We start from the raw sequence: 21,047 nt of genomic DNA, 5'->3' as shown, positions 1-21,047 counted from the left end.
GGGCCCGTTCAGGCTGTTGCGTTGAGATTGAAAATCAACCCCCGAATTCTGAGGCGCGCTTTTCACTCGAAGACTCAGCCGGAAACGGCATCCCGTTCTGAGCGTCGAATCCGGGACGCAGTTTCCGGTTGAAATCCGATCAACCGCTCACATCACACGTCCTCAAACGCGCAATCCAGAGCTACAAAATAGCAGATAAACAACCATTTTTCTAAAAAGTACACGTCCTGAAACTTACCCAGTCTTCATAACTCGCTACCGTTCACGGTCGCCGATTACCGCCCACCGATTCGGATGTAAAAATGTCGCCGAAAACAGGCCATCTACCTGCATGGTTAGATTTTGGTCAGCTTTTGGTCAGTTGAGCGGCAAGTTCCGGCTGATACGTTTTTGCCACCCAAAAGGAGGCGGTAGCTCATGACCCATTGCAATGACCAACTCATCGACCAACTGCTCACTCAAGCCGAACAAGAGGGGCGCTGTCTGATTCCCCCGAGCACGGCGATCCGAAAAGCACTCCTTCGGCGCACCGGCGGCACGGTTGTCTCGCCCATGCCGGGGTTGTTTGCGCGAAAAACGCGCTGGGATGAACTCAACCGAGCGCAACGCCATTGCGAGATTATCCGCGCCCTTGCGATCATCCATCCCGATTGGACGTTCTGCTCGTTTTCGGCCGCCTGTCTGCTGGGGCTCGAGGTCTCGTGGCGACACCTGAACGTCGTGCATGTTTGCAGCTCGACAAAGCCGTCGGCTCGTCCGGGCGCACATATTCAGCGGCACCAGATTGAGCCGGCCGGAGCAATACGCAGAGCCGGCATATCGGTAACGCCGCCAATCCAAACGGTCACAGATTGCCTGCTGCAAACTGGTTTTGCCGACGGCATGCCCATTGCCGATTCGGCGATTTTAAAGCTCGGCCTTGCACGGGAACAGCTGATGGAGGCCGTTGAGCAACGAGCGACTGCCCGCAATGGTCGTGCAATTCGTACTGCTCTCACAACGCTTCGATATGCCGACGCCCGCGCCGAGAGCGGCGGGGAATCGGTCGCCCGAGCCGTCATGATCGAGACGGGCTTTGCGCCCGATTGGCTTCAATACGAGCTGACGGACCCCTTCGATTCGGCCAAGCCCATACGAACGGACTTTGCCTGGGAGCGCCAGGCGCGGGAACTCACGCTGGGCGAGCTCGACGGGCTCATCAAATATACCGACCAGACCATGCTGGCCGGACGCACCACCGCCGAGGCGCTCGTCGCCGAACGACAGCGCGAGGCGCACCTATCGCTCTACGGTCACCCTCTGCTGCGCTTTACCATGAACGAGGTCCGCTCGGCAGGAACGCTCGCCAAAAAGCTGCAGACGGCAGGCATCCGGCAGACCGCGCTACCGACATGGCTCAACGATATTGAGCTGTAGGGGCTACTGAGCTTATGCTCGCCTGCCTACCAAACCGGGACACACTTTCCGGTTGGCAGCACCCGCGGAAACCATGTCCCAGATTGAGTGCTCAAAATGGGATGCGCTTTCCAGATGGCATGCCCAGCGGAAACCGTTTCCCGGAATCAAGGCCTAGAACGGGACACGCTTTCCGGTTGAACGCCCAGCGGAAATTACATCCCGGAATAGACGCTCAAACTGGGCCGCAGTTTCCAAGTGAACGACAGCCGGAAAGCGCATCCCGGAATAGGCGCTCGGAATGGGATGCGCTTTCCCGACGAAGCTCCTTGCGGAAAGCGTGTCCCAGAATGAAGACTCGGAATGGGATGCAATTTCCGCCTGAAGGCGATTCGGAAAGCGCATCCCATTCTGAGCATCGATTCCGGGTCGCAGTTTCCGCCTGAGAGCCGATCCAGAAACTGCATCCCATTCTGAGCGCCAATTCCGGGTCGCAGTTTCCGCTCCAAACAAAAGGCCCCGGCTCGCGATGGAACTGGGGCCAAAGGCGCAGCATATACAGTTGATGTTGAGCGCGAACAGCCCGTCAGCAATGGCCGTTCGCGCTCCACCCTACCCGCGGTGACGGGCGCGGCTGTACGGCGTATCCACCATGGGCAGATCCGGACGCAGCTTGCCGTCAAACGCGCGGTAGGCATTCTGCACGGCGGGCGCCGTGGGGATCGTTGCAATCTCGCCGATGCCCTTGCCACCATATGCCACGGGCAGCAGCTCGTCCTTCTCCACGTAGATGGCGTGGATATCCGGAATCTCGGGCGCACGGAACAGCCCGAGCGTGCCGTACCTTGCCTGGGGTACGCAGTCCTTGAGCGGCCAATCCTCGGTAAGCGCATAGCCCATACCCATGAGCACGCCGCCTTCGATCTGACCCTGGATGGAGATGGGATTGACAACCTTGCCGGAATCGTGCGCGGCATAGACCTCGCTCACGCGGCCGTCATCATCCAAAATGACCACATGCGTGGCAAAGCCGTAGCAGATGTGGCTCTTGGGGTTGGGAACGTCGGCGCCCAGCTTGTCGGTCGGCTCCAGGTACACGTAGCCAAACTCGCATCCCTCGAGCGCCTTGATGGCGGCCGTGGGATCCTGAGGATGCATGCCCTGGCCGGCGACGAGTTCCTGCGTGCGCAGCTGATAGGCGCGACCGTCGTCGTACTCGATCTTGACGCCGTCGCCATGCGCACTCACGGGAGCATCGGGCGCAGGCTTGCCGGCCTCGATGCCAACCATGGCATCGCGCAGCAGGAAGGCGGCACCGCGCACGGCCTCGCCGGTCACGACCGTCTGGCGCGAGCCAGACGTGGTGCCGGAGTCGGGAGCGTTCTCGGTGGAGCACTCACCGTTAGCGATGCAGCTCAGCGGCAGACCGCATGCCTCGGCAACATCCTGCAAAAAGACGGTGTTGCAGCCCTGGCCGATGTCGGACGTGGCGGCATAGACCACAGCCACGCCGTTCTCGACGCGAATCTTGCAGCGGCCGGCATCGGGCAGGCCCACGCCCACGCCGGCGTTCTTCATGGCACAGGCAATACCGGCGTGTCCGGGATGCGCGTAGTAGGCATCCTTGACCTCGAGCAGCGTCTCCTTAAGCGCCGTGGAGCAATCGGCAATCTGGCCGTTGGGCAAAACCTCGCCCGGCTCGATGGCGTTACGGTAGCGGATCTCCCACGGATCCAGGCCGACCTTCTCGGCCAGCAAGTCGATCAGGCTCTCGAGCGCAAACTCGGACTGGCAAACGCCAAAGCCGCGGTACGCGCCGGCGGGCGGGTTGTTGGTGTAGTAGCCAAAGCCGCGAATGTCGGTGTTCTGGTACTTGTAGGGGCCGACGGCATGCGTACAGGCGCGCTCGAGCACCGGGCCGCACAGCGACGCGTAGGCGCCGGTGTCAAAGTTGATCTCGCAGTCCAGGCCGGTAAAGTTGCCCTCGGCGTCGCAGCCCAGCGTAAAGGTGCCGTCCATGGCATGACGCTTGGGATGGAACGCAAGCGACTCAGCGCGCGTGAGTTTGCACTTCACAGGACGCTGGAACTTATATGCGGCGAGCGCGGCCAGGTGCTGGATGGACACGTCCTCCTTGCCGCCAAAGCCGCCGCCCACGAGCATGGTCTCGACGACCACGCGCTCGGGCTCGCTATCCCAGCCAAACATGTGGGCACACTCTTTGCGCGTGTCGTAGGCGCCCTGGTCGGTCGACTGCACCTTGACGCCGTTCTTGTACGGGAAGGCGACGGCGCACTCGGGCTCCAAGAAGGCATGCTCGGTAAAGGGCGTGGTAAAGCGCTGCGTCACGGTAAACGCGCTCTCTGCCAGCGCCTTGGCGGCGTCGCCGCGCGTCACGTGACGGCTCTGGCACACGTTGTCCTTGAGCTCCACCGTGTTGCCAAAGGCAAAGAAGCTGTCGTGCAGGCGCGGGGCGTCGGCAGCCCTGGCCTCGACAATGTTACGCACGGGCTCCAGCGGCTCGTAATCGATCTTTACGAGCTTCTTGGCCTTCTCGAGCGTCGCCTCATCCTCGGCAACCACCAGCACGATGGCATCGCCCACGCAGCGGGTGATATCGCCCTGGGCGATCATGACGTCCCAGTCCTGGATAAGGTGGCCGACCTGGTTGACCGGCACGTCTTCGGCGCGCAGGATGCCCACCACGCCGGGCAGGGCCTCGGCCTTGGAGGTGTCGATGGAGAGCACGCGGGCGCGCGGATATTTGGAGCGCACGGCGCTGGCGTAGGCCAGACCCGGCTGATCGAGCTCGTCGATGTCATCGGGATACTTGCCCTCGCCGAGCACCTTCTTGCGCACGTCGATACGGAAGGCGCGCTTGCCCACGCCGTAGTCGTCGCCGCGCTCCAAGTCCTCGTCGATCTGCTTTTCGCCGCGGAGCACCGCAGCGGCCAGCGAAATGCCCTCGATAATCTTTTTGTAGCCGGTGCAGCGGCAGACGTTGCCGCGGATGGCGTACTTGATCTGCTCCTCGGTGGGCTCGGGGTCCTCGGCGATGAGCGCCGCGCCCGCCATGACCATGCCGGGGATGCAAAAACCGCACTGCACGGCGCCCACGGCGCCAAAGGCGTACACAAAGGCCTCGCGCACGTCCTCGGGCAGGCCCTCGACAGTCACGATGTTGCGACCGGCGGCAAGGGCGGTGGTCAGCACGCACGCCTTGACGGCCGCACCGTCCACGTGAATGGTGCAGGTGCCGCAGGCGCCCTCGGAGCAGCCGTCCTTGGCGGAATGGATGTGCAGGTCGTCGCGCAGGTAGCGCAGCAGCGGCTTGTTCTGAGTCGTCGTGTGCTCGACACCGTTAACGGTAAAAGTGAATTCCTGTGCCATGGTGATTCCCTTCTACACGCCGGCGGCGATGCCGGTGCGGTCGTGAATGGCGCCATGCGGGCAGACGACGGCGCACATGCCGCACGACAGGCAGTCCGCGCCGTCGATATGGGCGCAGTTGTCCTCGATGCGGATAGCGCCTGCAGGGCACTTTTTGGCGCACATGCCGCAACCGATGCAGCTCGTGTCGCAGATCTTGCGGGCAATGGCGCCCTTATCGGTGTTGTTGCAGCGCACCAGGATGTTCTGGTAGCCGGGAACGAAGGCAATCACGCGCTGCGGGCACGCCATGCCGCACAGGCCACAGCCCGTGCACTTTGAGCGATCCACGCGGGCGATGCCATCGACCAGCGCAATGGCGCCGTGGGGGCAGGCCGTGACGCAGGCGCCACAGCCAATGCAGCCTTCGCTGCAGCGGGCATCGCCGCCTGCGGAGGCGCAACCGCTTCCGCAGGCAACGTAGGCCACGTTATGTTGAATGGATTTGGCCATAAGAGACTCGCCTATTTCTTAAGAAGGTACGGATAGCTGTCGCGCACGGCCTTGATGGTCAGGCGAACGGCCTCGGGCAGACCGGTGTTGACGGCATCGACCGAGACGGTACGGACCGTGCCGGCAACACGGACCTTAAAGTGATCCTCGTCCACGGCCAGGAAGCCCTCGTTCTCGGAGTTCTCCATGTCCTGCTCGCTCCAGAACAGGGTGAGCTTGTCCTTGTAGGGACGACCCTCCTGGTAGGGGCAGAACACGGCGCAGTTGCCGCACTCGTTGCACATGCCATCGACATGTACCACCTGATGCTTGGCCAGGCCCGGCACCTTAATGGCAACGTTGGCGCGGTTGGGGCACACGTCGCAGCAAACCTCGCACACCGAACCGCAGCCCAGGCAGCGGGTCTTGGTGCAGTTGCGCTTGTCGCGGCACAGCGACCCCTTGCGCTCGTAGCAGGTGTCCTCGCGGCCGGCCTGCTCGTTGCAGTCGGCGTACTTGTTAAAGTCCACGCCGGCGATGGCACGGGCGACCTCGGCGGCGTCGGCAATAGCCTCGACCACGGTGGCAGGACCGCGGCGGCAGTCGCCCGCAGCCCAGACGCCCTCGACGCCGGTGGAGGTGGCGGCAAGGCGACCGCGACGGTCGTGCTCGACGCCCGCGGCATCGTACAGGCTGGCATCGATGCCCTCGCCCACGGCGCAGATCACCGTGGTGGCGGAAAGCTCGACGGTCTCGCCCGTGGCGACGGGGCTGCGACGGCCGCTTGCATCCGGCTCGCCAAGCTCCATAACATCGCAGGTCAGCACGGCACCGTTGAGCGCCTTGGGCGCCAGCAGCTCGCAGAACTCAACGCCGTCGGCAAGAGCAAGATCGAGCTCTTCCTCGTCGGCGGGCATCTGCTTCTTGGTGCGGCGATACACCAGGCGCACGTTCTTCACACCTGCCAGGCGTTTGGCCACGCGGGCAGCGTCCATGGCGGTGTTGCCGGCGCCAATGACCACGACGTCCTCGCCCAGCTCGAGCTTCTCGCCCTTCTTGGCGGCCTCGAGGAACTCCAACACATCGAGCTCGGCGCCCTCGCCCAGGCCCGCAGAGCCGGGCATCCAGGCACCGGTGGCCACGACCACGTCGGTAAAGCCCTGGGCCTTGAGCTCGTCAATGGACTCCACGCGGGCGTTGAGCTGAACCTTGGCGCCAAAGGCCAGGCAGAGCTCGGCATCGTGGGAGATATCGTCGCTGGCGATACGGAACTCGGGGATTACGTGACGGACCACGCCGCCGAGCGAGTCGCGGGCCTCGAAGATGGTGACGGGCACGCCGGCGCGCGTCAGGAAGAACGCCGTCGCCAGGCCGGCCGGGCCGCCGCCGATAACGGCAACGTTGCGCTCGGCGTCGTTGGCGATGGCCTGGGCGCGCAGCTTGGGCAGCACGGTGGTCATGGCCTCGCGGGCGGCCTTGAGCTTGCTGGCGCGAATCTGGGCGCCCTCGGGCTCGTAGAAGGCACGCTCGCAGGCACGGCCGCAGGGATGCGGGCAGATGGTACCGGTAATGAACGGCAGGGCGTTGCGCTCGATGATGATGTTAAGCGCGTCCTCGTAGCGGCCCTCGTCAACAGCCGCCAGGTAGGCGGGAATATCCTGCTGGATGGGGCAGCTCGTGCGGCACGGCGTGGTAAAGCAGTCGGAAAGCGGGCTCTTGCCGGCGACCTTGCGGTCGGGCAGCGGGCGCAGCGGCTTCTTGTAGAGCGGGTTGGTGAGCGAGTCGGCCTGGATCGCGGTCACGGCCTCGAGCGAGACACCCGCGAACGGCTTGCCGTCCAGGTCGGCAAACTCGCCGGCCATCTGGCTAAAGCGCTCGTAGCCACCGGGCTTGAGCACGTCAGTCGCCAGGGTGACGGGCCAAATGCCGGCGTCATACAGGGCACGGATGTTGTAGACCGTGGCGCCGCCGGAGTAGCTGATGCGCAGCTTGCCATCGAACTGCTCGGTAATGCGACGGGCGGCCTCGATGGTCAGCGAGAACAGCGAACGGCCCGACATGTACATCTCGGTGGAGGGCAGCTCGTTCCTCGTCACGTCGACGGGGAAGGTGTTGGTGAGCTTGACGCCAAACTCCAGGCCGCGCTCGGCGCACAGGGCAATCAGGCGCTCGAACATGGGCACGGCGTCAGCCCACTGCAGGTCCTCGCGGAAGTGCGTGTCATCGAAGACGATGTAGTCAAAGCCCAGCTCGTTCAGGCGCTGGCGGGCAAACTCATAGCCCAGCAGCGTGGGGTTGCACTTGATGTAGGTGTTGAGGCCCTTCTCGGTGATCAGATAGGTCGCGATGCGCTCGATCTCCGCTGGCGGGCAACCGTGCAGGGTAGACTCGGTGATAGAGTTGGAGACGCGCGCCGGGATGGACTCGACAAACGCGGCGTCGACATGCTCAAACTTGTCCAGGTTGGCGAGCGCCCATGCGCGGCACTCATTCCAGACGTCAGAGCCGCTGGCGTCCTTCATACCCTCGATGTAGGCGTCGACCTTGGGGCTCTTAATACCCTCGAGGTCATAACCCACGGACATGTTGAAGACAAAGCCGTCCGGGCTGCCCAGACCGTACTCGCGAGCGATCAGGTGGCAGGCAAACCATGCCTTCACGTACTCGGCAAAGGCCTGCGGAACCTCGAGCTCGGTCGACCATTCGCAGTTGTAGCACTCGTCCTGAGCCACGATGCAGGGCTTGTTCACACACTTGGAGAGCTCCTCGCCGTCCATAACCTGGACGGTCTTGAGCTCAAAGAAACGAGAACCGGCCACGTAGGATGCCACGATGTTCTGGGCAAGCTGCGTGTTGGGGCCGGCAGCCGGGCCAAACGGGGTCTCGATGCGCTCGTCAAAAATGGGAAGCGCGCCCTCCTGGTTGGTCGTGACCATCTTGCGCACGCCAAAGATGGCGTCCTGGGTCTTATGCTCCTCGATGATCCAGTTCATCAGCTGCGAAAACGGGATCGGCCTCATGATGTCGCTCATAGTGAGTTCCTCTCTGTAACGCCCGGCGAGACCGCGCGGCGGGCGCAAATACGGTGTAGCGCTAGCACAGCGCCAGCGACCCCGCGGAGGTCGCCTATACGCGCGTCGGATGCGGCGAAACATCCGGCGCGCGTGAATCTACTTGTAACTAGTAGGCGCGATCGTTGAGCGTGCTCCAGAGCTTTTTGGACTCAGCCATGGTCCACGCGTTGATCTTGTCCTCATCGATACCGACAAACTCGCGATCCTTGTACAGGACGCGGCCATTGATGATGGTGGTACGGCAGTTTTTACCCATCATGCCAAAGAGCATGTGGCCGTCGATGTTCTCCTCGCTCAGCGGCGTAAAGGGCTTGTAGTCCATAACGATGACGTCGGCGGCAGCGCCGGCCTCGAGCACGCCGAGCTTGCGATCGAAGTACTTGCTCGCCATCTTGGCGTTGTTCTCAAAGAGCATCGTCATGGCCTCGCACCAGCCCACGTTGGGCATGGCGGCGTTGTGGCGCTGAATGATCAGGAAGACCTTGAGGCTCTCGAGCATATCGTGGGTGTAGGCGTCGGTGCCCATGCACACGGGGATGCCGCGGCGGAAGAACTCGAGCACGGGGGCGCAGCCCACGGCGTTGCCCATATTGGATTCGGGGTTGTTGACGAGCCAGGTGCCAGACTCCTTGACGATATCCATCTCGGCAGGCGTCACGTGGATGCAGTGGCCGAGCATGGTGTCGGGACCCAGAAGGTTATGCTGCAGCAAGCGCTCGACGGGGCTGATGCCGCCGCGGTTGAGGCGGGAGTCCCACACGTCATTCATGCCCTCACACACATGGATGTGGAAGCCGGTCAGGCCGTTGTTGGCCTCGGCCATCTTGTCCATGGTCTCGTCCGAAAGCGTAAAGGTGGCGTGACCGCCAAACATGGCGGCGATCATGTGGTTGTCGTTATCGCGACGCTCCTTGGCGGCCCACTGGGCAAATTCGGCGTTCTCGGCAATGGCCTGGTCGCATTTTTCCTGACCGCGGCGGTCGGAGACCTCGTAGCACAGGCACGAACGCATGCCCAGCTCCTGCGCGGCATCCTTAATGGCAAAGAGGCTGCCCGGAATCTCGCAGAAGCTCGCGTGGTGATCGAAGATCGTGGTGACGCCATCGCGGATGGAGTCCAGAATCGTGGCATAGGCGCTGGCCTTGGTGCCGTCGAGCGTCAGGTTGTCGTCGATCTTCCACCACTGCTGCTCAAGATTCTCCAGGAAGTTGGTGGGGTTGCAGCCCTTAATGGCAAGGCCGCGAGCCAGACCCGAGTAGATGTGGGTGTGGCAGTTAATGAGTCCGGGCATGATGAGGTTGCCCTGGGCGTCGACGTACTCGGCATCCGGGTACTTGGCCTTGAGCTCGCACTCGGGGCCCACTTCGACGATCGTATCTCCGTCAATGGCGACCGCACCGTTGGGAATGAACGGGGTCTGAGCGTTGCGGGTAAAAACGGAACCGTTAGCGACCAGAAGCATGAATGCTCCCTTCAACATCAGAGGCGGGGTTTGACACCTCTGACATGGCGGAGTGCGAAGCGCCGGCCTACACCGGAAACGGGCCCTCTCCCGTCAACGCTTCACCAAAGGGACAAACCCTTTGAAGTGCGGCTTGACGCCGCATGACGTCGGCGGACGAGGCGATGCGTCCGCCGACGAATAGCACCGAATTGGTTACTTCTTGCTCTCGGGCAAGACCAGATCCACGGCAGCGTCCTTGGCAGCATCGATGTGCTGAGCCACGACCGGCGTCTGCGGAAGAATCAGGTTAAGGACGATGGCCATGATGGCGGTGGGGGTTACGGCATTGGAGCCGATGACGGTGGACACCCAGGCGGGCATACCCTCGCCGGCAAGGCAACCGCTGGCCATCCAGATACCCAGGCCAAAGACGACGGAGGTACCGACGATGGTGGTAGTGCGCTGCGTGAGGCCCTCGCGGGTGAACATGCGCACGCCGTTCATGGTAATGGTGCCAAAGACGCCGACGGTCGCGCCGCCGATGACGGGCTGCGGGATAGCGGAAAGGACGGCAGAGAGCTGCGGGAACAGACCGGCGATGGCAAAGACGGCCGCGATGATCACAAAGACCCACTTGTTGACGACCTTGTTGGAGCAGATGATGCCCACGTTCTGGCCAAGGGCGCTGGTGGGAAGACCGCCCAGCAGGCCGCCGACCATAGAGGTGAGGCCCTGGGACACGATAGCGCCGGAGAGCTCGCGCTCGGTGGGCATACGGTCGATGGAGCCCAGGCAGGCGGCGGAGACGTCGCCGATAACCTGGATGGCAACCATGGGGAACACGACGGCGAGGGTAATGCAGACCTCGGGATCAAACTCGAGCGCATAGGGCATGAGCTTGGGAAGGGCGAAGACCTGAGCGGTGGCGACGCTTGAGAAGTCGATCATGCCAAAGGGGATGGAGACGATCATGCCAACGATCATGCCAAAGAACACGGATCCCAGCTTGAGCGTGCCCTTGCCAAAGTTGGCGAGCGCAAAGACCACGGCGAAGGTGATAAGAGCGACGCACCAGGCCTGCGGGGTGCCCCACAGTGGCGTACCCATACCGCCGGCCATATACTTGACGGCCGTGGGATACAGCGAAACGCCGATGGAGAAGATGACCGTACCGGTCACGACGGGTGGGAACAGCCACTTAATCTTGCTGTAGGCCAGACCAAAGAGGACCGCGACGGCACCGCCGACAATCTCGCCGCCCAACAGCGCGCCAAAGCTAAAGCCCGAGGTGCCCATGGCCTGCAGGGCCGGGAGGAACGCGAACGAAACGCCCATGACGATGGGCAGGCCGCCGCCGATGCGACGGAAGGGGGCAAAGGCCTGAAGGGCCGTGTCGATCGCCGAAAGAATGAGCGCGACCTGGATGATGTCGGTGCTCTGCTGGCTATTAAAGCCGTAGACGCCGGCCATGATGACAGCCGGGGTGATGATGCCGGCAAACGATGCCAGTACGTGCTGAAGGGCACACGGGATCATTTCCTTAACGGGAGGCATGCCTTCACGAGTGAACAGGGCTTCAGTGCCGTTCTTAACCGTCTCCTGGGTCATTTGACCACCAATCCTCGAAATAGTTGTTTTCGCATCTAACGCTCTATTGTGACGCAGTGCGGGGTTGAGGTTGTGCCTTCGTTGCATATCGTATTAAAGATGATTCTCATTCTCAATAATAATTTTTTGTTATCAGACTATTCTTCAGCTGAAATAATGCATTTCCGCAGGTCAGGAAAGTGTCTGGTCAAAATAACATCTAACTTTTCTTTTGGTCAACCGTTTACCGCCAAATTCCTACCGTTCGTCTGTATTACGCAATGTACCTGCGGATATACGAGATGAAGAGCAGCGTGTTACCATGAGAAAAAATTGTTATGAAACTTCCGATTTCACCCAAAGGAGTTGCCCGTGAACGAGACCGTACGTCGCTTTTTGCCGATGGTCGATTTCCTGGAGCAGATACTCGGCAAAAACAGCGAAATCGTGCTGCACGATTTCTCGGATCCCGACCACGCCATCGTCGATATTCGCAACGGCATCGTGAGTGGCCGCAAGGTCGGCGGTCCCGCCACCGACCTGGCACTCAAGATCATGCACGACGCCAAGTATCGCGACCTGCCGTTTATTACGGGCTACGAGGGGCGCGGCGCCGGTGGCAAGACGCTGGAGTCAGCGACGTACTTTATCCGCGAGAATGACGAGATCGTCGGTATGCTTTGCGTCAACACCGACCTCTCGACCGTGCGCTCCATCAACGCCATGGCGCAGCAGCTCATGGCGTGCTTCGACGCGGCGCCGACGCGCACGGAGCCCGCCCCTATCGAGGTCGAAAGCCTTTCGGAGTCCACACAGGAGCTCATCGACCGCAGCATTGCCGAGTTGCTGAGCGCGCGCGGGCTGGATGTAGCGTCGCTTGGCCAGAGCGACCGCGTGGACGTCATTCGCCACCTCAACGGCAACGGCGTGTTTATGCTCAAGGGCGCCGTGGCCTGCGCCGCCACCGCGCTGGGCATCTCGGAGCCCAGCGTCTACCGCTACCTGCAAAAAGTCCGCAAGGAGGGCTAACGAGCAAAATGGAGCGCGGCTCCACAAGCGATTCGTCACTTGACAAAAGACCCTGCAGCTCGCACGTGAACTGCTTCCCATTTCTTGGACATGAGAAATGGGAGGCTTTCTTTATGCGCGTTGATTTGAGAGTGAAGCATGATATCGAGGCCAGGAAGGCGGCCATAGGGCTCTTCGAGCTCGGGCACGGGTATAAATCTGCCGCGATTGCCCTTTCGCTTCCCGTGGAAGCCGTGAGAAGATGGCAGGAGATATACCGCGCATTCGGGAGCGAGGTGCTGCTGCGCATGGACGGAAAGCAGGGCAGGTACACATACGAGCAGAAGGTCGCCGCCGCCTCCGCCGTCGTCGACGGCGGCATGACGAAGACCGAGGCGATGGCGGCGTTCGGCATAATGTCGATGTCGCCGCTCAAGAAGTGGTGCGCGCTATACCGCCGGGGCGGCGCGGAGGCCCTGCGCCCGAGGCCCAAGGGCCGGCCGAAGGGTTCCAAGGCGAGGCCGCGGACCCGCGAGGAGGAGCTCGAGGAGCGGTGCCGTAGGCTCGAGGCCGAGGTGGCCTACCTAAAAAAATTACGCGCCCTGGTCGAGAGGGACGGGCTCTGACCAGGGCGAAGGCCGAAGCGGTCGCGGCCCTGCGCGCCGAGGGGCACGCGCTCGGGCACCTGCTCGCATGCGCCGAGCTCAAGCGGTCGACCTACTACTACGCCCTCGCGCACCCGCCGAGGCCCACGCGCCCCGAGCTCTGGGAGGCGGCCGCCGAGATCTTCTCGCGCACCGCCAACGGCTGCGGGCACCGGCAGATAGCGATGTGCCTCAGGGCGGAAGAGGGGGCCGTGATAGCCGACAAGACCGTGCTCAAGATGATGCGCGAGATGGGGATTCGCTGCGGTATCAGACGCGAGACGGCCTACCACGGGTACAACTCGTACAGGGGCGTCGTCGGCAGGACGTTCGAGAACGTGATCGCGAGGGATTTCGACGCCGGGGCCCCGTGGCGGAAGCTGGGGACGGACGTCACCGAGTTCAAGGTGGCGGGCGGCAAGGCCTACTGGGCCCCGACGCTGGACTTCTGCACCAAGGAGATCGTGGCGAGCGACATATCGACCACGCCCGACATGGCCCAGCAGGTCAGGATGCTCGACGAGCTGCTGTCCAAGATCCCCGAGGGCGCCGCCCCGACCATGCACTCGGACCGGGGCTGGCAGTACCAGCACGCCTCGTACACATCCAGGCTCGAGGCCGCCGGCATCGTCCAGAGCATGTCCAGGAAGGCGAACTGCATCGACAACGCCGCCACCGAGCAGCTCTTCGGCCACGTCAAGGACGAGTTCTACCGGGGCCGCGAGTGGGAGACGTTCGAGGATTTCAAACGCGACCTGGAGGAATACATAGTCCACTGGAACACGAGCCGGAGGCAGGTAAGATTGAAGGGCCTGACCCCGGAGGAGTTCCGGGATCAGGCCCTCGCGGCCTAGTCGCTATTTAGGGCGTCCAAGATTTGGGACGCAGTTCAACGCGCTGCAGGGTCTTTTTGCATGTCATGTTTAGTTGTGGTCAACGCCTTAGAGAGCGGCGACGACCTCGATTTCGACCAGACCGCCAGCCGGAAGGGCGGCAACCTGGAAAGCGCTGCGCGCGGGGAACGGGGCCTCGAACTTGGAGGCGTAGATCTCGTTTACGGCAGCGAAGTCGGCAATGTCAGCCAGGTAGACTGTGGTCTTGACGACATCGGCAAAGGTGGCGCCGGCAGCGGTCAGCAGGGCCTCGACGTTAGCAAGGGACTGCTTGGCCTGGGCCTCGACGCCCTCGGGCATCTTGCCAGTTGCGGGATCGATGCCCAGCTGGCCGGACAGGAACACCATGTTGCCGGTCTGGATACCAGGGGAATACGGGCCGATGGCTGCGGGTGCGTTATCGGAAGACACGACGGTCTTGCTCATGTTTTTCTCCTTACAAGTAAAAGGGAACGGGAGCGCGGCGTTCACACCGGGAGGCACAGTTCGGTCTGAACACCGCGCTTGATTGGGATAGTACTCAAGGTTTCCGCGCGATGCAAGATTATTATCACGTTGCGAGAATATTTTATCGCCCAACGGTTTCCCCAGACCGCTGAACGGTTCTCATGTGAAGCAGCCAGTCCAAGCTGCTGAAGACTTTATCCCGCTTAGAGCACGGGCATCGCCTGCCGCGACGGCACCACTATACTTTTGATTATCTGAGCATTTTGAAAGGCAGGATATGACCGCAACCGCCAGTCGAACCACCAACCGCAGACCCGAGCTTTTGGCGCCCGCCGGAGGGCCCGAGCCCTTTGCCGCCGCACTCGCCGCCGGGACAGACGCCATCTACTGCGGCATGGGCAGCTTCAACGCACGCCGCAAGGCAACGAACTTTACCGACGAGGCCTTTGAGCAAGCCTGCCGCGCTGCACACCTGGCCGGCTCGCGCGTCTACGTCACGGTCAACATCGTCATCAAGGAATCCGAAATGAGCGATGCACTGCAACTCATCCATCGCTGCTCCACGCTGGGCGCCGACGCCTTTATCATCCAAGACTGGGGCCTGTTCTTTGAGGTCAAGCGCGCGATGCCCGGCATCGAGACACACATCTCGACCCAGGCGAACATCCATGACGACCGCGGAACCATCTGGTGCCGCGAGCAGGGTGCCGACCGCGTGACCCTCTCGCGCGAGCTCTCCATTGACGAGATCGCCACCATCCACGATGTCGCGCCCGATGTGGACCTTGAGGTCTTTAGCCATGGCGCCATCTGCTTTTGCTACTCGGGCCTGTGCCTGCTTTCGAGCTTTGCCATGGCGGGCCGCTCGGCCAACCGCGGCATGTGCGCTCAACCCTGTCGCCTGCCTTACGAGCTGATCGACGAGAACGGTCGCTCGCTCTCCCCTGCCGGTCGCGAGCGCGCGCTGTGCCCGCGTGACACCAACACCTCACAACTTGTTCGCCGCCTGTATGACGCCGGCGCCGCGTCGCTCAAGCTCGAGGGCCGCATGAAGGCGCCCGATTACGTGTACTCCATCGTCGATGTGTATCGTCATCAGATTGACGATATGCTGGCCGATGTTTCGACCTCTAAGGACGAGGAAGCCGCCCGTCAGCGCCAGCTCAAGCGCTGCTTTAACCGCGACTTTACGCACGCCTATCAGGACGGCACCTCGGGCGACGAGATGATGAGCTATGAGCGTTCCAACAACCGCGGACAGATCGTGGGCACGGTGCTGGGCAGCCGCCCGGCCAGCCGCGATGTGCGCGGCCTCAAGCCCGACGACCGCCGTCGCCGCGCCGCCATCGCCCGCATTGAGCTGTTTGAGCCCGTGGGCAAGGGCGACCTGCTGGAGCTTCGCCACGATAACGAGTTTGACCAGTTCCTGACCACCATTGCCGCCGATGATGCCGCTGCCGGCGATGTTATCGAGTGTCGCGTGCCCCGTAGCATGCCCGAGGGCTGCCGCGTCCGCGTGATTCGCAGCCAGCGTGCCATCGACGCTGCCAGCGCCGCGCTCAAGCGCGATGTGCTGCGCCGCCGAGCTGTTGATGTATCCGTCGTGGCGCGCCTGGGCAAGCCGTTTACTGTCACGCTCACCTGCTGTGACGACCCCGCGCTCACCGCCACCGCCACGGGCTTCACCGTCGAGGCCGCCAAGACCCGCGCCGTCGAGGCATCCGATCTGGTTGAGCACGTCGGGCGCATGGGCTCCTCTCCCTTTGAGGCCGCGAGCTTTGACGTGGCCCTCGACGAGAGTTGCGGCATGGGCTTTTCCGCCGTGCACAAGGTGCGCGCCGCCGCTTGTAAGGCGCTGGAAGAGGCCATTCTGGCACCGTACGAGGAGCGCGCCCGCACGCTCGAGCTACCGGCGATTGTCACCAATGATTCCCGCCCCGCGCCCGAGCACTACCGCGATGAGCCGCAGATCTGCGCCACCGTCACCTCGCTCGAGGCCGCCGAGGCCGCTCGCGCGGAGGGTGCAACGCGCATCTACATGACCACCGACGCGCTCGAGGCTGTCGGACTCTCCCCTGCCGATGCATTTGAGCAGGGTATTGTGCCCGCACTCGACGAGGTCTGCCGCGCCGTTGACCACGTCCGCGTTGACCCATGGGTTGTTGCCGGCGCCACGGTCGCTATTGGCAACATCTCTGAGCTTGCCCTGGCCGCCCAGGTTGGCGCCACGGCCGAGATTCGCTCTTGCCTGCCGGTGCACAACACGCCCTGCATGGAGGCGCTTGCCGAGCGCGGAGCCGGTGCGTTTTGGCTCTCGCCCGAGATCACGCTCGACGAGATTGTCTCGCTCGGCGCCGCCGCGCCCGCGGCTCTAGGCATCACCGTCTTTGGCCGCCCGCGCGTCATGACAAGCGAGCATTGCATTCTGCAGGTTGCCAACGGTTGCATCCACGATTGTGCCAGCTGCCGCCTGCGTGCCCGTAAGCTCTCGCTCAAGAATATCGACGGAAAGGTCATGCCGGTGCGTACCGACATCCACGGCCGCTCACGCTTGTACGACGCCTACCCCATCGACCTCACGCCGCAGGTACCACAGCTGCTCGACGCCGGCGTCCGTCGTCTTATGGTGGACGGCACACTGCTCGAGACGGATGAGGTGGGCCGCGCCACCGCTCGCGTCCGCCGCGCCGTCGAGGCAGCGCAAGCCGGCCGCAAGCCCGCCGCCCGCCTGCGCGGTGCCACCTCGGGCTGCATGTTTGTGGGAATCAGCTAACCGAAAGGCTTACACGTGAACGAAGAACCTCAAGTCCTCTACTGCGACGCCTGGCTCATGGCCATCGACAAGCCCGCCGGCATGATCGTCCACGGCGACGGCACCGGCGAGCGCACGCTCACCGACTACGCCAGCGACCTGCTGCTGGCGATGGGCGGCGGCTTTGCCGCGACCGACATGCAGCCGCTCAACCGCTTGGACCGCGACACCACCGGCGTGGTGCTGTTCTCACTCGACAAGCAGACGCAGCCCGCCTTTGACCAGATGATTATCGACCACGCGTTCGAAAAGCACTACCTAGCGCTCGCCGAGGGCAAAATCGACTGGAACGAGAAGCTCATCGACAAGCCTATCGCCCGCGACCGCCACGATAGCCGCAAGATGCGCGTTGGCGCCAGCGGCAAGCCGTCTCAGACGCGCGTCAAGGTACTCAAGCGCCTTAAGAGCCGCCGTGGCCTGCCTACGCGCTCGTATATTGATGTCGAGCTGCTCACCGGCCGCAAGCACCAGATCCGCGTGCACCTGGCAAGCGAGCATCATCCCTTGATTGGCGACGACCTGTACGGAACGCCGCGTCCCTGCGGCCTGATGCTCCACGCCCACAGCGTATCCTTCACGCATCCCGTAACTGGCGAGCACATCCACATCGAAGCCCCCTGCCCCTGGGAGCCCTAAATCCTGCCAAAAAGGGACAGGTTTATTTTGACAGGTTTTATCTGGTCAAACGTCATGCCGCCACGATGACTCAGCCGCGGTCCCAAAACGTCTCGATCTGTAACAGTTAGAGCCCATTTTCCGGTCTATCTGTTACAGATCGAGACATTCGAATCCCCCTCAAGGGAAAATCTCAATCTGTAACAATAACTCGGCAAAATCGATCCCAAATGTTACAGATTGAGACAAAGGAACGGCGCAATTCGGAAGTATTTCAATCAGTAACACCTAGCCCACTTTAAGCGGTCCAGTTGTTACAGATTTAGACTAAACCGGTAGACAACGAAAGCGGCAACGCCCGTAATGGACGTTGCCGCTTTTCTATTGAGAAAACTACTCAGTTTTCATTACTAACCACCACAATGGGGACGGGCACCTTCGCGGTGGTTTTGGCCTTAGCCCGTCCCTGCCGTTAGACCGTGACGACGTTGTCCATTGCCCGGTACTTGGCGGGGACCTCGCCTGCGGTAATAATCGTTGCATCGCGGAAGTCCGCGAACTTGACGGGCGCCACCATGCCAAATTTACTGGCGTCCGAGATTACGAAGCGCTTGGCCGTATGGCGCATCGAGATACGCTTTACTTGCGCCTCCTCGATATCGGGCGCCGTGAAGCCCTGCTCGGCGGCAATGCCGTTAGAGCCCCAAAAGCCGCAGTTGAAGTTGTAACGGTCTAAGGTTGCCAAGGCATCGGGGCCAACGAGCGCCTCGGTCTCGGGTTTGAGCTCGCCGCCCAGCACCACGGTACGCATGCCGCGCAAAGCGAGATGCTGAGCATGGAGCACGGAATCAGTCACATAGGTGACACCTTCAAGGTGTGGAAGATGCTCGATGAGCCTGAGCGTCGTGGAGCCCGAGTCGATGTACACAAAGCTCTCGGGCTCCACCAGCGCCGCCGCACGGGCGCAGATACGTTCCTTGTCGTCGTTATGGAGATCGCTGCGCTCATTAAGCGTTAGGTCGCGCGTCACGTGCGCGCGCTCAAGGCTCGTCGCCCCACCGTGCACCTTGGCGATACGGTGTGCGCGATTGAGCGTCTGCAGGTCGCGCCGAATGGTAGACGCCGTCACGCCCAGGGCCTCAGCAAGCTCCGGTACGGTAACCGAGCCCGTCTGCTGCACCATCGACACGATTGCGTTGAGCCTATCTTCCGCAAGCATCGCTTACTCCTCCTCGGGGTACACGACTCCCCAATCGGCGCGAAACTTGGTCATAAGCTCCATAACATCAGAAGCATAATCCAGAAGCTCGCGCTTGGAGTCGTCGCCGGCAACGGCCTTCTCAAGATCGGCCATCTCATAACACAGGGCGTAAGCCTCGGTGCCTGCGTGGACCTCCTCGCGGTGGCCGTCCGCAGTCCACACGATGGTCGCGTGATCGGCACGCGGATATTCGTTGACCTCGATGTAGCACTTGTCAAAGCTGATGACCGAGCGCTTGGGCTGCTTGGAGTGAAGCGTAAGGCTCACGACGCCCAGCTGCTGCTCGGCATTGCGGCAGACGATGCCGCCCGCAACATCGACTCCAGTCTCGCAGGTGTTGCCTAGAGACACGACCTCGGCGGGCTGGCTCGCCATAAACAGGCGCATGACGGACAGGGCATACACACCAATATCGAGCATGGCACCGCCGGCAAGGTTGCGATTGTAGAAACGGTTGGTCAGGTCGCCGTACTCCTTGTAGCTACCAAAGTTGAGCTGAGCGAGGTTCATGCGGCCGAACTCGCCGGCATCCATGCGGCGACGCAGCTCTTGATACAAGGGCATGTGGAGCACCGTGGTAGCGTCCATAAGGACCACGTTGTGCTCGGCGGCAATGGCACGGGCCTCATCGAGTTCAGCGGAATTGAGGGTAATGGCCTTCTCGCAGAGCACGTGCTTGCCGGCTGCCAGGGCAGCGCGCAGATAGGTGATATGAGTGTTATGCGGGGTGGTGATATAGATCGCGTCGATGCTCGGATCGGCATAGAGGTCCTCAACCGTGTCGTAGACCTTCTCGATGCCATACTGCTCGGCAAAAGCCTGAGCCTTGGACGGCGTACGGTTGGCGACGCCCGCAAGCTTGCGACCGGCAAGAGCAAGGGACTGAGCCATCTGGTTGGCGATAACGCCGCAACCGATGACGGCCCAATGGAGCTCGGGAGCCGTAAAAATATCGTCGGGGAACGGCTTGTCCTGGACCGAAGCGAACGCTGCTTTGGCGGCTGCCGCGGCGTCGAGCGGAGCCTGCTTGGAATCTGCCATTATGTGCCTCCTGTGTCATAGAACGCCTTGCTTTCTGACAGCTCTATATTCGCACAAACACGCGCTTCTGTGCGCGTTTTTGCGTATCTCACCGCTAAACGGTCATTTTTATCCCGTAAACGGCGCATCTATACGCATATTCACGCAATCCCACGCACGTAAATGCGCACAAATGCGAACCGGTCATTGCTCAGAGACAGGGGCTTATGCTTAGAACTCAAAAGACAGGATGATCCGCTTCGCCTCGTCGCTCATGGCGCGCTGCAGCTCTAAGGACCGTCCCAAACTGCCGACAGAAAAGGAACGTTCCAAACTGCAGACAGAAAAAGAACGTCCCCAGGCGCCGGCATTTCAAGAGCACTCATTTAAGTCTGTCCCCAATGAGTGGGAGTAATCAGAGACCCTTTGCGAGGGAGGCCGGACGTGGCCTTCCTCGTTTTTATTCATGGACTTTAGTCCGTGCCGCGCGGCACGCGCGGCATAGAAAGCCACCCGCTCAGCGGGTGGAGGCCAATTTCCGCTACGCGACAAAAACCTTCCCCCTAGCATGAGGATTGTTCAGGTCATCATACTAGGGGGAAGGTGATTGCTGTGGCCCAGAAAGCCAACAGCTTCGCGCACACGAAATGGCTGTGCAAGTACCGCATCGCACCGAGGCCAAGCTCATCGCCGCCATCGTCGAGAAGCACCCCGAGGTGCGCTTTGCCGCGAGCCGCACCTCGGCCCACGCCGACCTCTACGACCGCATGGAGCAGGCCCTGTGCGAGCGCGTGGCCAACGCGGTGGATGTCGTCCGCTCCGACATCAGCCCCGCGCTTCTTGTCCACACCGGTCCAAACCTCGTGGGTGTGGCGGTCCAGGGACTCTAGTGGAGGCGGGGCGTCCTGCCCCAAAAACAAATGCAAAAGACGAGCACTTCTTGCCGCTCAATTGGCAAGAAGCGCTCGTCTTTTCTTAACGCGTTG

General features: G+C 62.0%; 15 protein-coding genes. 7 read left to right on the top strand and 8 right to left on the bottom strand.

Annotation, left to right across the window (positions count from 1 at the left end):
• The first annotated feature begins 417 nt into the window (after nucleotides 1-417).
• Entirely contained in the window at nucleotides 418-1,416 is a 999-nt protein-coding gene (locus tag DW661_RS05255; protein WP_118934882.1) for a hypothetical protein, read from the top strand.
• 591 nt (nucleotides 1,417-2,007) lie between these two features.
• Here the strand turns inward: DW661_RS05255 and xdh are convergent.
• From xdh to DW661_RS05230, 5 genes are all read right to left on the bottom strand, one after another.
• On the bottom strand, nucleotides 2,008-4,785 hold the full coding sequence (gene xdh, locus DW661_RS05250; RefSeq protein ID WP_118934880.1) for a selenium-dependent xanthine dehydrogenase: 2,778 nt from the start codon (nucleotides 4,783-4,785) through the stop codon (nucleotides 2,008-2,010).
• A 12-nt stretch (nucleotides 4,786-4,797) separates the two neighbouring features.
• On the bottom strand, nucleotides 4,798-5,277 hold the full coding sequence (locus tag DW661_RS05245; protein WP_055252516.1) for a 4Fe-4S binding protein: 480 nt from the start codon (nucleotides 5,275-5,277) through the stop codon (nucleotides 4,798-4,800).
• Between the two features lie 11 nt (nucleotides 5,278-5,288).
• Entirely contained in the window at nucleotides 5,289-8,288 is a 3,000-nt protein-coding gene (gene ygfK, locus DW661_RS05240) for a putative selenate reductase subunit YgfK (RefSeq protein ID WP_117638018.1), read from the bottom strand.
• 148 nt (nucleotides 8,289-8,436) lie between these two features.
• Complete coding sequence (gene ssnA, locus DW661_RS05235) at nucleotides 8,437-9,792, bottom strand: putative aminohydrolase SsnA (protein WP_117564164.1); 1,356 nt, start codon at nucleotides 9,790-9,792, stop codon at nucleotides 8,437-8,439.
• Between the two features lie 195 nt (nucleotides 9,793-9,987).
• Nucleotides 9,988-11,382 carry a uracil-xanthine permease family protein gene (locus DW661_RS05230; protein WP_118934878.1) on the bottom strand — a complete coding sequence of 465 codons (1,395 nt, stop codon included), beginning with the start codon at nucleotides 11,380-11,382 and terminating at the stop codon, nucleotides 9,988-9,990.
• A gap of 351 nt (nucleotides 11,383-11,733) precedes the next feature.
• Between DW661_RS05230 and DW661_RS05225 the strand changes: the two genes are divergently transcribed.
• From DW661_RS05225 to DW661_RS05215, 3 genes are all read left to right on the top strand, one after another.
• Nucleotides 11,734-12,390 carry a transcriptional regulator gene (locus tag DW661_RS05225; RefSeq protein WP_233509000.1) on the top strand — a complete coding sequence of 219 codons (657 nt, stop codon included), beginning with the start codon at nucleotides 11,734-11,736 and terminating at the stop codon, nucleotides 12,388-12,390.
• 113 nt (nucleotides 12,391-12,503) lie between these two features.
• Complete coding sequence (locus DW661_RS05220) at nucleotides 12,504-12,995, top strand: helix-turn-helix domain-containing protein (RefSeq protein WP_117736974.1); 492 nt, start codon at nucleotides 12,504-12,506, stop codon at nucleotides 12,993-12,995.
• On the top strand, nucleotides 12,962-13,867 hold the full coding sequence (locus DW661_RS05215; RefSeq protein ID WP_199584857.1) for an IS3 family transposase: 906 nt from the start codon (nucleotides 12,962-12,964) through the stop codon (nucleotides 13,865-13,867). Before DW661_RS05220 ends, DW661_RS05215 begins: the two co-directional genes overlap by 34 nt.
• A gap of 87 nt (nucleotides 13,868-13,954) precedes the next feature.
• Here DW661_RS05215 and DW661_RS05210 read toward each other — a convergent pair whose 3' ends face one another.
• Entirely contained in the window at nucleotides 13,955-14,332 is a 378-nt protein-coding gene (locus tag DW661_RS05210) for a RidA family protein (RefSeq protein WP_035137477.1), read from the bottom strand.
• 298 nt (nucleotides 14,333-14,630) lie between these two features.
• Between DW661_RS05210 and DW661_RS05205 the strand changes: the two genes are divergently transcribed.
• Together DW661_RS05205 and DW661_RS05200 are read left to right on the top strand one after the other, a co-directional pair.
• Nucleotides 14,631-17,126 (top strand): U32 family peptidase, encoded by a 2,496-nt coding sequence (locus DW661_RS05205; protein ID WP_118934874.1) that lies wholly within the window; start codon nucleotides 14,631-14,633, stop codon nucleotides 17,124-17,126.
• Nucleotides 17,127-17,141: 15 nt separating this feature from the next.
• A complete protein-coding gene (locus tag DW661_RS05200; RefSeq protein ID WP_233539069.1) occupies nucleotides 17,142-17,801 on the top strand; it encodes an RluA family pseudouridine synthase in 660 nt (219 codons plus the stop codon).
• Nucleotides 17,802-18,252: 451 nt separating this feature from the next.
• Here DW661_RS05200 and DW661_RS05195 read toward each other — a convergent pair whose 3' ends face one another.
• Both DW661_RS05195 and DW661_RS05190 read right to left on the bottom strand, forming a co-directional pair.
• Complete coding sequence (locus DW661_RS05195) at nucleotides 18,253-18,999, bottom strand: DeoR/GlpR family DNA-binding transcription regulator (protein ID WP_117778548.1); 747 nt, start codon at nucleotides 18,997-18,999, stop codon at nucleotides 18,253-18,255.
• 3 nt (nucleotides 19,000-19,002) lie between these two features.
• The gene (locus DW661_RS05190; RefSeq protein ID WP_118934872.1) at nucleotides 19,003-20,082 is read right to left on the bottom strand and encodes a Gfo/Idh/MocA family protein; all 1,080 of its coding nucleotides are present in this window, start codon (nucleotides 20,080-20,082) and stop codon (nucleotides 19,003-19,005) included.
• A gap of 626 nt (nucleotides 20,083-20,708) precedes the next feature.
• Here DW661_RS05190 and DW661_RS05185 point away from each other — a divergent pair.
• A complete protein-coding gene (locus tag DW661_RS05185) occupies nucleotides 20,709-20,951 on the top strand; it encodes a hypothetical protein (RefSeq protein WP_117862208.1) in 243 nt (80 codons plus the stop codon).
• Nucleotides 20,952-21,047: the final 96 nt, after the last annotated feature.

The organism is Collinsella sp. AM24-1 (assembly GCF_003470325.1).
Taxonomy (GTDB): domain Bacteria; phylum Actinomycetota; class Coriobacteriia; order Coriobacteriales; family Coriobacteriaceae; genus Collinsella.
Note: the sequence above shows the minus strand (reverse complement) of the source record. Positions and strands in the feature narration are given on the sequence as shown.